Source organism: Candidatus Campbellbacteria bacterium, from assembly GCA_034521025.1.
Classification (GTDB): domain Bacteria; phylum Patescibacteriota; class Minisyncoccia; order Phycocordibacterales; family JAXHMZ01; genus JAXHMZ01.
On record JAXHMZ010000003.1, the window covers coordinates 52,484 to 67,087 of the forward strand.

The window sequence follows — 14,604 nt, forward strand, 5'->3', positions numbered from 1 at the left end:
GTGAAGATATTTAATTTAGGACCACTCGGGAGATCTCACCTCCGTCTGAAATATATATCTCCCCGTCAACAACGCGGAAAGCGGGGGCGGTAGCAGGAGTAGGATCAACGTATACAGGTTGATAGTTTTGAGTTCCTCTTCGATCGATCTCCAAAGCCGCAATAACTGATCCGCGGTCCAATATGAGCATTTGATCATATTCACCAAAGAAGTCTAGATTTTCAACGGAGCCCGACTGAAAACTGAACACGGGTTGTACTCGGCACTCTTCTACATTTTCACCGGGACACAAAAACTCAGGGAGGTTATCTACTTCGCCGTCCCAGGCGGCAAAAATAGTGTCAGCGTCCACATACAAATTGATGCTTTCAGAATTGTTTGCTAGAGGAGATTGCTCTCTCGGCAGAGAAGCAGGCGTTGAGAACGCTTCCTCTACTTCAGCTGAATCCACTTCTTCAAGTTCCGCCTCAGTTGGAAACAGTATTGGGTAAAATTCAGTATTTGTATCTTCGCTCACTTCCAACTCCTTTTTCCAAGGATAATATTCTTCGCCCCTATTGGCTAAAAGCTGGTAGCTCCCGGGCTCTAGTTCAATACCAAGTTCACCCGAATCCGGTACACTAAAAGATCTCGGATCAGAATCAGAGCTACCTTCTGATGAGTCTTCATCATCAACTCCGTCGGTATTTACGGCAATGATCTCGGTTCCAGCCGGAGCAAAGACAGTTATATTTGCTCCGTCGTTTCCGCCCAAGCCTTCGTTTCCTCTAAGTCCAAACCAGAGTGCCAAACCTGATAATAGGATCACAATAACAACCGCTACTGGAATAATTTGTTTTTTCATCTTTAATTTATCGTTTATTTACGCTGAATATAAACACAATTGTACAAGAAAGTATTGAGCTGTAAATAGAGACCTGATCTGCTAGGTTCGCCCAGACAGAAATTAGAACTCCCGCAACACTTTTATTTTAGCTCCCAAATTATTAAGTCGGAGAATGATATCTTCATATCCTCGGTTTATACTGTAGATATTTCTCAGGGTAGAAACCCCGCTCGCGGCTAGCATTCCTATGAGAATCACTGCGCCCGGTCTGAGTGCCGGGGGACAGATCACTTCAGCTCCGCGTAGTTTGCTTGGACCTGTTATATAAAGTCTGTGCTGATCCATAAGCACCGTATCAGCTCCAAGTTTATCTAGGTCCTTATAATAAACGGCTCTTTTCTCGTACATCCAATCATGTATCAAAGTTTGTCCTTCTGCCTGTGTGGCTATAACAGTAAAGAAGGGCAGATTGTCGGGGTTTAATCCCGGATAAGGGAGAGAGTGCAATTTGTCCGGAAGCGCCTTAAGTGAAGACGGGAAAGTTTTGATATCAACCAGGTCAGTTTTTCCGTTTTTGGCCTTATATCTGTTTACTATTTTGTATTTAAAGCCCATTTTCTCTAGTTTTAGAAGCTCTACCTCCAGAAAGTCAATGGGGCAACGCTCAATTATTATCGAAGACTTTGTAACGATCGCCGAAGACAAAAAGAACATTGACTCGATCGGGTCTTCCGACACATGATAGGTCACAGGAATATCAATCTCCTCCAAACCGTTAACCTTTAGAGTAGTAGATCCTATGCCTTCGATCTTTACACCCAAACTTTCAAGGAAAAAACACAGATCCTGAACCTGATAATTAGCCGAGGCATATTTTATTATTGTCTCACCGGGTATCTTAGCGGCGGTCATAATAGCATTTTCGGTAACCGTATCGCCTGATTCATACAAAACAATTTCAGAAGGTTTTAGACCTCTGTGCGATATACGATACGAGTTGTCGGTCTCTTGAAATTTTACTCCAAAATTTTCTAGAGCATAAAAATGAGGGCGTACAGTACGAGCCCCTAACTTGCAACCGCCCGGTTCCGGTAAAGTAAATTTTTTAAATCGATGCAAAAAGGGAGCAATGAACATAATGATGCTCCTGGTTTTGGCGGCGGACTCCGTATTAAGGTTATCGAGATTGAAATTTTCAGGAGGAGTGATCGAAAGGTCGTTTTCGTGCCACTTAACCGATGCGCCCAAACTCTCAAGAACTTCGGCCAAGCGATAAACCTCTTCAATTTTAGGGATATTTTTAAGCGTGGTTGTACTGTTGTTCAATAGCGCCGCAGACATAAGCGCTACAGTAGCATTCTTTGAGGTCCTGGTTTCTATTTTGCCTTTAAGTTTTCGCCCACCTTCAACCTGAATATTTAAAGCGCCTTTAGAGACAACAACTATATCTCTGTCTAAAGCCTTGCTGATCTTGGATAGCATTTCGGCCGATAAATTTTGTTCGCCATTTTCGATTCTCGCCACCACGCTTTGTGTGGTAGAAAGCTTTCTCGCCAAATCCGATTGAGTTAGATCGCGTTCTTTTCGAAGATTTCTAATTAGGCTTCCTATATGGGTTAAGTTTGCGGTTCCAGTCATTAATTAAATTTCAAGTGATAACTCTAGGAGTATAGCATCTATGCTATATATTTTAAGTTTTTTTGTGGAAAACTTGATCTCTGTTTATTAAAGAGACGGCAGAGTAATTTGAAAAAATAGCTAAAGAAGCTTACTATATTACTAACTTATGTCACCCTTATCACCTAAACTGGGAATAGACCTGGGCACCGCCAACACGCTCGTCTTCATTAAAGGAAGAGGGATCGTACTAAACGAACCTTCGGTTGTCGCGATCATCGAAGGCGAAAGCAAGGTTTTGGCAGTGGGTCTCGAAGCTAAAGACATGATAGGCCGCACACCGGAAACCATTGTGGCTCATCATCCTCTAAAAGATGGTGTTATCGCTGATTATAAGATCACCGAGGCAATGCTGAGGTATTATATCCGAAAGGCCGTCGGCTCATGGAATCCATTCAAGCCCGAAATAATGGTTTCAGTTCCGGCCGGCGTTACTTCAACTGAAAGAAGGGCGGTAATAGAAGCGGCGCTAAAAGCCGGAGCCGGCAACGTCTATATTGTAAAAGAGCCGATACTAGCAGCCATCGGAGCCGGCATTCCGATTCAAGAAGCCGGCGGTCATATCATTGTAGATATTGGTGGAGGCACGACCGATGTAGCCGTAATATCGCTTGGCGGTATTGTTGCCTCCACTTCGATAAAATGCGCGGGAAACAGAATCGACGCCAGCATAATAAAGCACATCAAACGCGAACATAACCTTTCGATAGGAGAAAAAACAGCCGAAGAAATTAAAATTAAAATCGGCACTGCTAAACACCTGAGCAAAGAATTAACCATGGAAGTTAAAGGTAGTGATTTTGAAACCAGTTTGCCGAGAACTGTTTCAGTTCGATCTAACGCGATCGCCGAGGCAATCGAAACTGAACTCTCGGAGATCATTAAAGCGATCAAAGATGTATTGCAAGAAACCCCTCCTGAATTGGCAGCAGATATTATTGACAGAGGGATTACGATGACTGGCGGCTCATCACTTTTAAGAAAACTTCCGGAGTTGGTGCATGACAGAACCGGAGTAAAAGCAACGTTGGCCAATGATCCGCTATTTTGTGTTGCGAAGGGTACCGGAGTCGCACTAGAGCACTTGAATACTTATAAGAAAAGCATAATCACAAAGCGATGAGGATCACGCATTTACCGGTCGACCAACACGCCTTTCTTTCAACTTTGGATGGCAAAACGATCACCGACAACGATCTAGTTGGTTTAGAAGAAGATATCCATTCGTTCTTTAGAGAAGAGACGATCACAGTTTTTCATTTTTTAAATGAAACTTTCACAATCGAAATAGCAAGGCAGCTAAAAACAACTCAAGTAAACAAAAACAGACCAGATGAACGACGCATACTGTTGGTCAATTTTTCTTCAATTACCCTTGAAGCACAAAACGCGTTACTAAAGGTATTGGAGGAACCAACCGAAAGGACGCATTTGATATTTTTGATACCACACTCGCAAATACTTCTACCGACCATTCGCTCGCGATGCAGAGAGATTGACATAACCATAGAAGAAGACGAGGTGGTCTTTGATCACTTTTTATCTAGATCTTTCAAGGAACGTCTGGAAAAAACAGCCGAGATTTTGAAAGATAGATCACAAATATCCGCCTTTTTTCTAAACCTAGAGAAGGAAATTTCTGCAGAAAGGAAATATATTAGAGCGCCGAGCATAGATTATAAAAAATTTATAGATTACAAAAGGCGGGCCTTATCGGGTACTCCGGCCACAAAATACATACTAGAAGAGCTTGCTTTGACACTGCCTGTGGTAAACCATTCGTAAAAAGAGACTTAAAGTTCCAACAATGGCCTGATTCTGCTATAATACCCCAGTATGAGTTATTCTTTTGACACATTTAGAAGATCACTTAACAACACAGAAGAGTGGTTAAAAAAAGAGTTGGCTAGCATTCGCACCGGGCAAGCTTCGCCGACCGTACTTGATTCCGTAACCGTAGAAGTCCACGGTGCTAGACTTCCATTGAATCAAGTAGCAAATATTTCCCTAGAAGGATCTAGGGCATTAAGAGTTAACGTTTGGGACAAAAATCAAATAAAGGCGGTTGAAAAAGCAATTCGCGACAGAGACCTAGGCCTTTCTATTGCTACCGACGATAGTGGGGTTAGAATATTCTTTCCTGAGGTAACAACTGAACAAAAGGAAAAATTCGTTAAATTAGCCAAAGATCGTCTTGAGCAGGCACGGATTGCAGTAAGAGGAGAAAGAGAAGACACGCTGAAAGAAATTCAGGACCTGGAAAAATCAAGCGAAATAAGCGAAGATGAAGCTTTCAGCCTCAAAGAGCAACTACAAAAGCAAGTAGACGAAAAAAATCAAGATCTCAGCGAAATTTTTGAAAGGAAAGAGAACGAAATACTCTCAACTTAATTTATGTCATTCATAATATTCTTATTAGTACTTGGCTTACTTATTTTTATCCATGAACTTGGGCATTTTATTGCTGCAAAAAAGAGCGGTGTCAGAGTTTATGAATTCGCGTTAGGTTTCCCTCCAAACATATCTAAAATAAAAAAAGGTGAAACAGAGTACGCCATAAACGCCCTTCCCATTGGCGGATATGTACGACTACAAGGAGAGAACGGAGTCGAGGAAGATGTAACAGAAGAAGAAAAGAATAAGAGTTTTGCTTTCAAGGGCTCCTTAACAAAAACTTTTATATTAGCGGCCGGTGTCATTATGAATATGATACTGGCGTGGGTTTTGCTTTCTATCGCTTTTATGGTCGGCTATCCTACGGCTGATCAAGATATAAACGAGCAATATGTAGTCGATGAAGGAGTGATCATCACACAAGTATTGCCGGATTCACCGGCTGAAAAGGCTGAAGTTCTTCCGGGTGATGAGCTCATATCTATTAGCGACGGGAGTAATACAGAAGAGATAACCAACGCTCAAAACATAAGCAGTTTCATAGAAGGCACTGACAGCGAAAACATCACACTCCTAATAAGTCGAAGCGGGGAAGAGAGAGAAATAGACATATCTCCAACAACTAATTTAGAAGGCGAAGAAAAGGATAAGAGAATGATCGGCATAGCGTCGTCTAATATTTCTGTTGTTAAATATCCTCCCCATCTGGCGTTATACAATGGAGCGATTTGGACCGGAAACGCGACGGTGATGACCGTTCAGGGACTGGGATCTTTAATTGCGGGTCTTTTTCAAGGAGAAGGGGACCTTTCTAATGTGGCTGGTCCAATCGGCATAGTTAGCTTAGTAGGAGACGCTTACGCGGTCGGTTTTGTGTATCTACTTTCTTTCACCGCGATCATTTCTATTAACCTTGCGATAATTAACCTCTTACCCGTACCGGCTCTCGACGGCGGTAGGATCCTCTTTGTTTGGATAGAGGCGTTGAAAGGATCTCCAATGAGTCCTCGTACTCAGATGATCGCAAACGGTATTGGATTCGCTTTATTGATCCTCTTGATAATAGTAGTATCGGTTAATGACATACGTAATCTATTTATGTAGGCACTATGAGGCAATCCCAACTTTTTACAAAAACTAGAAAAGAGGCTCCAAAAGATGAAGCGAGTAAAAATGCGAGACTCTTGATACAAGCCGGCTTTATTGAAAAGGTCATGGCCGGTGTATATTCTTATTTGCCTCTTGGCTTAAGGGTTTTGAATAAAGTTGAAAATATTATTCGCGAGGAAATGAACTCGATAGGTGGTCAGGAATTGTTTCTAACCTCGCTTCAGGATCCAGAGATCTGGCAAAGATCTGGGCGCTGGGACGACGAAGCCATCGACGTTTGGTTTAAGACAAAACTAGCCAATGACTCTGAGATAGGTTTAGCAACAACACATGAAGAACCAATAGCAAAACTAATGGTTGAACATATTCGTTCGTATAAAGATCTTCCTGTTTATGCTTACCAGTTTCAAACAAAATTCAGAAATGAGTTGCGCGCAAAATCAGGAATTATGCGCGGTCGTGAGTTCAAAATGAAGGATCTCTACTCCTTCAATAAAAACGAGGAAAATTTTCGCGAATTTTACGAAGAGTGTGCTCAAGCATACGCACGTATCTTTTCGCGCGTCGGAGTGGGTGATAAGACTTATCGAACATTCGCAAGCGGTGGCTCATTCAGTAAGTTCAGTGATGAGTTTCAAACGATATCGGACGCGGGTGAAGACATTATTTACATCGACAAAGATAAGAATATAGCCGTTAACGAAGAGGTCTACGAAGACTCGGTTTTAGAAGAGCTCGACCTTAAAAAAGAAAACTTAGTAAAAGAAAAAGCAATAGAAGTGGGAAATATTTTCCCTCTAGGCACTAAGTACGCCGAAGCAATGGATTTGTTCTATAACGATGAATCAGGCGAAAAAAGGCCGGTAACTATGGGCTCATACGGAATCGGACCCGGTAGATTAGTAGGGGCGGTAGTAGAGATATTTTCAGATGAAAAAGGAATGGTATGGCCAGATTCTATCGCACCCTTCAAAGCACATATAATTTTAGTAGACACTGAGAACAAAGAGCAGAGTAGAGCTGCTAATCAGATATATAAAGAATTAACAAACAAAAATATCGAGGTGCTTTTTGACGATAGAAATATTAGCGCAGGAGAAAAATTTGCTGATTCAGATCTCATCGGAATACCTCACAGGATCACTATTGGCAAAAAATTTTTGGAGAGCGATCTCATTGAATACACAGAGCGAGCAACGGGGGGCTCTCGAGAAATGACCGAGGAAGAACTGCTGTCTATCTTAGTCAATTAATTATATGGCAAATGAAAATACAGGAAAACGCTCTTGGGGCTTACGTTTCAGTTTTCGTAATGATATCGGGATCGATCTAGGAACCGCCAATACTTTAGTCTACGTACACCCTAAGGGAATAGTTATAGATGAACCTTCGGTTGTGGCTGTAAATAAGAAAACAGGCCGCGTAGTCGCTGTCGGTAAAAAAGCAAGAGAAATGGTGGGTCGTACGCCGGCTCATATTGAGGCGATCAATCCCTTGGTAGACGGCGTCATATCTGATTTTGAGATTGCCGAGGAGATGCTTGCTCACTTATTACGCAGGGCACGAGAACACACCTCAAGTTTCATACCTCCGCGCGTCCTTGTCGGGGTGCCTTCCGGTATTACAAACGTAGAAATTAGAGCCGTCCGAGACGCGGCAAAAAACGCAGGTGCCAGGTCGGTCAATATCATTGAAGAGCCAATGGCCGCGGCTATAGGTATAGGTCTACCAGTACTCGAAGCAAACGGCAATATGGTAGTAGATATCGGTGGTGGAACGACCGATATCGCGGTGATCTCACTGGGAGGCATCGTGCAATCTAAAAATTTGCGCGTTGCGGGCGACCACTTGAACCAAGACATAATTCGATTTCTGAAAGAAAAATATAAATTGCAGATCGGAGAAAAAACTGCCGAGAATATAAAAATAGAACTTGGGTCGGTAGTTGACGAAAAAAAGCCGCTCTCAGCCAAGGCACGCGGACGCGACTTAGTTACTGGGCTACCCAAAGAAATAGAGGTGACAGATTCAGATGTTAAAGAAGCCATTCTGGTTTCAATTGAAAAACTAATTGAGGCCGTAAAAAACGTTGTAGAAACGATGCCACCTGAAGTTATGTCAGACATAATGAAAAGAGGCATATATATTACAGGCGGAGGTGCTCTTTTACGAGGCCTGGACTCGGTACTTGAGAGTTTTATCAAAGTACCGTTTTATCTAACTGATGACCCACTAACTACTGTGGCTCGCGGCACGGGAATAGTTTTGAACGACTTTGATCGCTATAAAGAAATTTTAATACAAAACGACGATGAGCAACCGACTGAATAAAAGAACCAGGGTAGCTGCTATCTCTCTCATATCTTTATTGTTTGTTCTCATAATAATTTCTGTAGCGTTCGGTCGTAACGCTCTGAATAATGCTTTTTCGCCAGTTCTCGCTTTGGGCGCAAATGTCAACCAAGCCAGTGGTGACTTTCTTAAAAAATTTCAAGACAAAGACGAATTAATTGAGAAAGTAGCAGAACTTACATTCGAGAATGAAAAGTTGGCTAGAGAGAATCGCTCAAAAGCTCTCCTTGCGATTGAAAACGAAATGCTAAAAGAAATGCTGGGGCGAAAAAGTGAATCCGGTGATGATCTAACTATAACCCGAGTAATTTCACGGCCGCCAATAACTTCTTTTGATACACTAATAATAGATATGGGAAGAGAAGATGGGGTCGAAAAAGGAGACGCCGTGCTGTCTTCCAGTAGTAACGAAATCGGTTATATAGAAAAGGTTTTGGAGTCGTCCGCAAATGTCAGATTATATTCGTCACCCGGGGAAAGAACTCCGGTAGAAATAGACGGCAACGGCACACTTGTAGTAGCTGAGGGTACGGGAGGTGGCTCCATTGCAATTCAGGCACCTCGATTTCTTGATATAGAAGAGGGAGCTTTAGTTACTAAACCCGCGCTTGATTCTACCGTAATAGCTTCTATAGAGTCAGTTGAATCAGGCGAGACCGACGCGTTTCAATTAGTTCGCGGTAAATTACCGATCAATGTTTTTGAGGTATCTTGGGTGTTTGTGGAGATCGTTGAGTAGAACAAGAGTGTTAACTACAACTGGTTAGTAAATATGAAGAGAAAAAACAAGAACAATTTTCAAATAGACCCGCATGAAGTGTTGTTGGACTCAGAGAGTTTGGAAGATCAGTCAGAATCTGATTCCAGACTGGAGAAGCCTATACGGACGTCTTCATTACAGATACTTATTCTAATTACGGTCGCAATATTTGCCATATTTTCGTTTAAACTTTTTAATCTACAGATCGTAGAGGGAAAAGAATATAAAGAACGTAGTGAAAACAATCGCCTACAGCATTCTCTTATACCCGCTGAAAGAGGTATTATTTATGATCGCAACGGAGAAAAACTGGCTTGGAATGAAAAGTCCTCTAACGGTAGTGATCATGCTAAAAGGCAATACACCGAACTAGGAGGTATGGGGCATATTTTGGGGTACACAAAACCACCGGCAAAAGATAAAAGCGGGATATATTATAGAACCCACCATATCGGCCTAGCCGGAGCAGAGTCGGTTTTTGAAAGACAACTACGTGGCAATAACGGAACAAGAATTATAGAAACTAACGTGAAGTATGAAGTTGTATCTAAGAACTTAATAAAAGAGCCCGAACCCGGCGGTGAAGTGGAGCTTTCTATCGACGCGGAAATATCAAACAAACTTTACGAAGAGATCAAAAGCGCCACGGAAGAATATGGCTTTAGAGGTGGCTCCGCTGTGATAATGGATATCGACTCCGGTGAGATCTTAGCTCTTAGTAATTATCCGGAAACTGACTCAAATGTTCTCTCCGACGGTAAAAATGAAGAAGAGATCGAAAAATACTCTGAAAATCCAGCCAAACCCTACCTCAATCGAGCGCTAAACGGAAGCTTCACGCCCGGATCAATTGTAAAGCCCTTCATTGCGACCGCGGCCCTAAACGAAAATATAATCAATCCAAACAAAACAATATTTAGTGACGGTTCAATACAAATAGAAAGCCCATATGACCCGGAGGATGTATACGTTTTTCGTGACTGGCAAGCACACGGAGCTGTAGATATGCGTGAGGCTCTAGCTGTTTCTTCAAACGAATATTTCTACACCATAGGCGGAGGACATGAAGACCAAGAGGGCTTAGGAATTGATAGAATTTATGAGTATATGCATCTTTTTGGCTTCGGCGAAAAAACCGGCATTGAATTGGGATCAGAAGCCGTAGGAGTGGTACCAAGCAGAGAGTGGAAAAGAGAAACCTTTGAGAGTGAAAGTTGGTTTCTTGGTGACACTTATAATACTTCCATAGGACAATACGGCTTTTTGGTTACTCCCATACAAGCAGTCAGAGCCACCGCCGCCATAGCAAATGGAGGCACCTTATTGACCCCAAGGATCTCAGACTCACTTCTGCTTGAAAAAAAGGAGCTTGATATAGCTGAAAAAGACTTGCAGGTCGTCAGAGAAGGGATGCGGCTCGGTGTAACAGATAAAATAGTTAGATCGTTAAAGTTTCCGGAATTATCAATAGCGGCAAAAACAGGAACCGCCGAAGTTGGTTTTGAGAAGGGATATGAAAATTCTTGGGTTGTTGGTTATTTTCCTTATGACGAGCCTAAGTACGCGTTTGCCGTATTACTTGATCACGTAGACGAATCTAATAGTTTTGGCGCCGCTCCAAATATGCGTTCTTTTTTTCAGTGGTTGATTAAAGAAAAACCGGAATATACAACGACTGGCTCTGACTAGCTGGTTTGACGTAATCTTTATTTATCGGTAGGATTTTCTAGTAGTGAAATATCTAAAAATCATCTCATAACTATAAATATGCAACAGGAGTATCTCAGTCCAGAAAAGTTTCAAGAGCTTAAGGCAGAGTTGGACAATTTAAAAAACGTAGAACGTAAGAAAGTTACCGAGGCACTAGAGTATGCTAAATCTCTCGGAGACTTATCCGAGAACGCCGAATATCATGAAGCGCGAGACAACCAAGCAAAGATAGAAGCTCGCATTGTGGAACTAGAATCTATGCTGAAATCCGCTGTAGTTATTTCTTCAAAGGGAAGGAGTGACATAGCGCAAGCTGGGTCCAAGATCACCATTCAAAATAAAGAAGACAAAAAGAAACGCACCTTTACTATTGTTAGCAGCGAGGAATCAGACATCGACAACGGTAAGCTTTCCTATCATTCTCCAATCGGCGCCGCGGTTATGGGCAAAAAGAAAGGAGATGAATTCACTGTTAGAACCCCCAACGGTGAAACAACTTATAAACTTATGGATATTGAGTAATACCTATGGCTTCTTTAGAGGAAATAAAAAAGGATAGGTTAGAAAAGATCTCTGCTTTGAAGGACGCTGGGATGGACCCCTATCCGGCTGTCAGCAATCGAGATATTTCTATCGATGACTTTTTGAATGACTTTGAGGTATTTGAAAAAAGCGGGGAAGAAAAGACCATCGCCGGTCGCATTCGCTCTATCCGCACTCACGGTGCCATAGCATTCTGTGATCTTCTTGACGGCTCAACGACTATACAGATATACCTTAAAAAAGATGTTCTGGGTGAAGATCTTTTTTCGCTATTTGAAAAAACGGTAGATGAAAGTGATTTTGTAGAGTTTACTGGAAAGGCAGAAAAAACAGAGAGGGGGATAGAAAGTTTAACGCCCAGCAAATGGCGCATGCTTACTAAAAGCCTAAGGCCCGTCCCCAAAGACTATTACGGCTTTAAGGATGAAGAGGAGCGTCTCCGCAAGCGATACTTGGACATATTAACCAATCCTGAAGTTCGTGAGTTGCTTGAGAAAAAATCGAAGTTTTGGAGAGTAACCAGAAACTTTTTAGAAAGCAGAAATTTTCTCGAAGTTGAAACTCCGACTCTTGAAGTTACAACCGGAGGCGCCGAAGCCACGCCTTTCGAAACTTACCACAGGGATTTTGACCTCAACGCTTACTTGCGCATATCAGTGGGTGAGCTCTGGCAGAAAAAATTGATGGCGAGCGGTATTGAAAAAACATTCGAGATCGGCCGCGTGTATCGTAATGAAGGATCAAGTCCGGAGCACGTTCAAGAGTTCACGAACATGGAATGCTACTGGGCCTACGCTAGTTTTCGCGACGGAATGGATTTGGCAAAAGAATTGTACATAACTCTAGCGAAGGAAGTTTTTGGTAAAACTAAGTTTAGCACCCGTGGATATACATTTGATCTGTCGGACGAATGGAAAGAAATAGACTATCGTTCAGAAATAGAAAAAGAGACGGGAATTGATATTTTAGAAGCGGACAGTAAAACTATCGAAAATAAACTTAGTGAACTAAATGTACACTACGACGGCAAAACCTATGAACGATTAGTGGATTCATTGTGGAAGTATTGCCGCAAGAAGATCTCCGGACCTGCTTTTCTAGTTAATCACCCAAGTCTGGTTTCTCCTTTATCAAAAGCTCACAAAGATAATCAGGAACTTACCGAACGTTTCCAGATCATCCTAGCGGGAAGCGAGCTAGGTAACGGTTTCTCCGAGCTCAATGATCCTGAAGAGCAAAGGGAGCGCTTCGAGGCACAGCAAAAACTCATAGACAGAGGAGACGATGAAGCAATGATGCCGGATTGGGAATTCGTGGAAGCACTGGAGTACGGAATTCCTCCAACGTTTGGTTTTGGATTCGGAGAAAGATTATTTGCTTTCCTTGCCGACAGACCAATTCGGGAAGTGGCTACTTTTCCTCTGATGAAACCACAAAGTAACGCTTAACTAAGCCCTAACAAAAACAAATTTGATATCCCTCCCCGCAAAGGTGGGATATTTTTTTATCCACAGCTTTGAAACTTCATAAGTGTGGAGTATAATGTCACTAAGTGGGATAAAGTGTCATAAATAGAATTGTCATGCTGATCGGAGAATATACACACACACTGGACTCAAAGAAGCGCATTTCTTTGCCGTCAAAGTTTCGCAAAGAATTGGGAAAAACAGTGGTAGCCACGCAGGGGCTAGACAATTGTGTAGCGATCTATCCGCTCAGCGCTTGGCGCTCTACGACAGAAAAATTGGCGGAAATGTCTATGGGCCAATCGGGGTCTAGGGACTTCAGTCGATTTATGCTTACGGGCGCTAAAGAGGTAGACGTAGACAGCGCGGGACGTATTCTCATTCCAGATTTTTTAAAAGATTTTGCCGGATTGAAAAACAAAGTTGTACTCGCGGGAGTGCACAACAGAGTTGAGATCTGGAACGAAAAAGCCTGGAACGAATACAAGAAGCGCGTTCAAAAACAAGCAGATGTACTTGCCGAAAAGCTAGGGGAGCTGGGAATGATCTAAGTACGAGAGTGAGCTATTTATGACACACAAGACTGTTCTTTTACACGAAACCATTGACGGATTAGATTTTCATCCGGGAGATACATTCCTGGATGGAACCTTTAACGACGGAGGTCATTCGGTCGAAGTATGTAAGACGCACCAGGGATCCGTTCGGATCATTGGAATTGACTTAGACAGTGACGCTTTATCGAGAGCAAGAGAGGTATTTTTAGAAAAACCATGTAGGATCACCCTACATGAAGAAAATTTCAAAAACCTCGATACTGTACTAGATGAAGAAGACATAGAAGAAGTAGACGCCATACTTTTTGATCTAGGATTCTCAAGTGTTCAACTAGAAGAATCGGGCAGAGGCTTTTCATTCCTTCGCGATGAACCTCTGAAGATGACCTTGTCCAAAGAAGAAAGCGGTTTAACGGCCAAAGAGATAGTGAACGAATGGGACCAAGAACACATAGAGTCAATTATCAGACACTATGGTGAAGAAAGAAGGGCAAAGAAGATCGCAGAAAAGATCGTCGAGGCAAGAAGCGAAAAGCCTATCACTAGCACTAAAGAACTAGCTGAAATAATTTCTGAAGCAACGGGGAAGAGAAAAAGCAAAATCCATCCGGCTACAAAAACATTTCAGGCTTTGCGCATAACCGTCAATGATGAAATCGAATCCCTAAAAACAGGTTTAGAAAAAGGCTTTGAAAGGCTCTCGCCTGATGGAAGGTTTGCAGTTATAAGCTTTCACAGTCTCGAAGATAGAATCGTTAAACGATTTTTCAGAAATAAGCACAGAGAAGGCTTAGCTCTAAACCTTACCAAAAAACCAATAACTCCAACCCCAGAAGAAATACAAAATAATAGAAGATCCAGAAGTGCTAAATTAAGAATTATTAAAAAATTAAAGATATGAAAACAGCTCGCGTAATAACATCACAGATCCTGCACAGAGAAAGAATGACCACTTTGTTGATCGGATTGATCCTTCTGTTGTCCTTAAGCTATGTTTTCCTTGTAGTAGAAACTGTTTTAAATGCAGCAGAACAAAGAAGCATTGAAATGGCAGTTGTAGACACTCAAAAGGAAATAGCAGATCTGCAGTTGACGTTCATGCAAAACGAAAACGATATAAGTCTTGACTATGCTTATGAACACGGCTTTCACGACGTCGACGAGAGGGTATTTGTAACCCGTAATACAAACCTCACTCTACGATAATAG

At 42.1% G+C, this 14,604-nt stretch carries 15 protein-coding genes; 13 read left to right on the forward strand and 2 right to left on the reverse strand.

Going from position 1 to position 14,604, the window contains the following annotated elements; translation table 11 throughout:
* Window positions 1-10: 10 nt before the first annotated feature.
* Both U5L75_00965 and U5L75_00970 read right to left on the reverse strand, forming a co-directional pair.
* Window positions 11-844, reverse strand: coding sequence for a hypothetical protein (locus tag U5L75_00965; protein ID MDZ7726135.1), 834 nt, complete (start codon window positions 842-844; stop codon window positions 11-13).
* A 102-nt stretch (window positions 845-946) separates the two neighbouring features.
* Window positions 947-2,464 (reverse strand): UDP-N-acetylglucosamine 1-carboxyvinyltransferase, encoded by a 1,518-nt coding sequence (locus U5L75_00970; GenBank protein ID MDZ7726136.1) that lies wholly within the window; start codon window positions 2,462-2,464, stop codon window positions 947-949.
* Between the two features lie 148 nt (window positions 2,465-2,612).
* Here U5L75_00970 and U5L75_00975 point away from each other — a divergent pair, with 148 nt between their 5' ends.
* The 13 genes from U5L75_00975 to U5L75_01035 all read left to right on the forward strand — a co-directional run bounded on the left by U5L75_00975 (window position 2,613) and on the right by U5L75_01035 (window position 14,601).
* Window positions 2,613-3,626: a rod shape-determining protein gene (locus U5L75_00975; GenBank protein ID MDZ7726137.1), complete on the forward strand. Its 1,014-nt coding sequence runs from the start codon at window positions 2,613-2,615 to the stop codon at window positions 3,624-3,626.
* A complete protein-coding gene (locus U5L75_00980; protein MDZ7726138.1) occupies window positions 3,623-4,288 on the forward strand; it encodes a hypothetical protein in 666 nt (221 codons plus the stop codon). Before U5L75_00975 ends, U5L75_00980 begins: the two co-directional genes overlap by 4 nt.
* A gap of 51 nt (window positions 4,289-4,339) precedes the next feature.
* Window positions 4,340-4,894, forward strand: a complete 555-nt coding sequence (gene frr / locus U5L75_00985; GenBank protein ID MDZ7726139.1) for a ribosome recycling factor — start codon at window positions 4,340-4,342, stop codon at window positions 4,892-4,894.
* Between the two features lie 3 nt (window positions 4,895-4,897).
* Window positions 4,898-6,001 (forward strand): RIP metalloprotease RseP, encoded by a 1,104-nt coding sequence (gene rseP / locus U5L75_00990; GenBank protein ID MDZ7726140.1) that lies wholly within the window; start codon window positions 4,898-4,900, stop codon window positions 5,999-6,001.
* Between the two features lie 5 nt (window positions 6,002-6,006).
* Window positions 6,007-7,260: an aminoacyl--tRNA ligase-related protein gene (locus U5L75_00995; protein ID MDZ7726141.1), complete on the forward strand. Its 1,254-nt coding sequence runs from the start codon at window positions 6,007-6,009 to the stop codon at window positions 7,258-7,260.
* 4 nt (window positions 7,261-7,264) lie between these two features.
* Window positions 7,265-8,338, forward strand: coding sequence for a rod shape-determining protein (locus tag U5L75_01000; protein ID MDZ7726142.1), 1,074 nt, complete (start codon window positions 7,265-7,267; stop codon window positions 8,336-8,338).
* A complete protein-coding gene (gene mreC, locus U5L75_01005; protein ID MDZ7726143.1) occupies window positions 8,319-9,098 on the forward strand; it encodes a rod shape-determining protein MreC in 780 nt (259 codons plus the stop codon). Before U5L75_01000 ends, mreC begins: the two co-directional genes overlap by 20 nt.
* A 33-nt stretch (window positions 9,099-9,131) precedes the next feature.
* A complete protein-coding gene (locus U5L75_01010) occupies window positions 9,132-10,808 on the forward strand; it encodes a penicillin-binding transpeptidase domain-containing protein (GenBank protein ID MDZ7726144.1) in 1,677 nt (558 codons plus the stop codon).
* Window positions 10,809-10,886: 78 nt separating this feature from the next.
* The gene (greA, locus tag U5L75_01015) at window positions 10,887-11,351 is read left to right on the forward strand and encodes a transcription elongation factor GreA (protein MDZ7726145.1); all 465 of its coding nucleotides are present in this window, start codon (window positions 10,887-10,889) and stop codon (window positions 11,349-11,351) included.
* Window positions 11,352-11,356: 5 nt separating this feature from the next.
* The gene (gene lysS / locus U5L75_01020) at window positions 11,357-12,820 is read left to right on the forward strand and encodes a lysine--tRNA ligase (GenBank protein MDZ7726146.1); all 1,464 of its coding nucleotides are present in this window, start codon (window positions 11,357-11,359) and stop codon (window positions 12,818-12,820) included.
* A gap of 134 nt (window positions 12,821-12,954) precedes the next feature.
* Window positions 12,955-13,389, forward strand: a complete 435-nt coding sequence (mraZ, locus tag U5L75_01025; GenBank protein MDZ7726147.1) for a division/cell wall cluster transcriptional repressor MraZ — start codon at window positions 12,955-12,957, stop codon at window positions 13,387-13,389.
* 19 nt (window positions 13,390-13,408) lie between these two features.
* Window positions 13,409-14,296, forward strand: coding sequence for a 16S rRNA (cytosine(1402)-N(4))-methyltransferase RsmH (gene rsmH, locus U5L75_01030; protein ID MDZ7726148.1), 888 nt, complete (start codon window positions 13,409-13,411; stop codon window positions 14,294-14,296).
* Complete coding sequence (locus U5L75_01035; GenBank protein MDZ7726149.1) at window positions 14,293-14,601, forward strand: hypothetical protein; 309 nt, start codon at window positions 14,293-14,295, stop codon at window positions 14,599-14,601. The genes rsmH and U5L75_01035 overlap by 4 nt, the downstream gene beginning before the upstream one ends.
* Window positions 14,602-14,604: the final 3 nt, after the last annotated feature.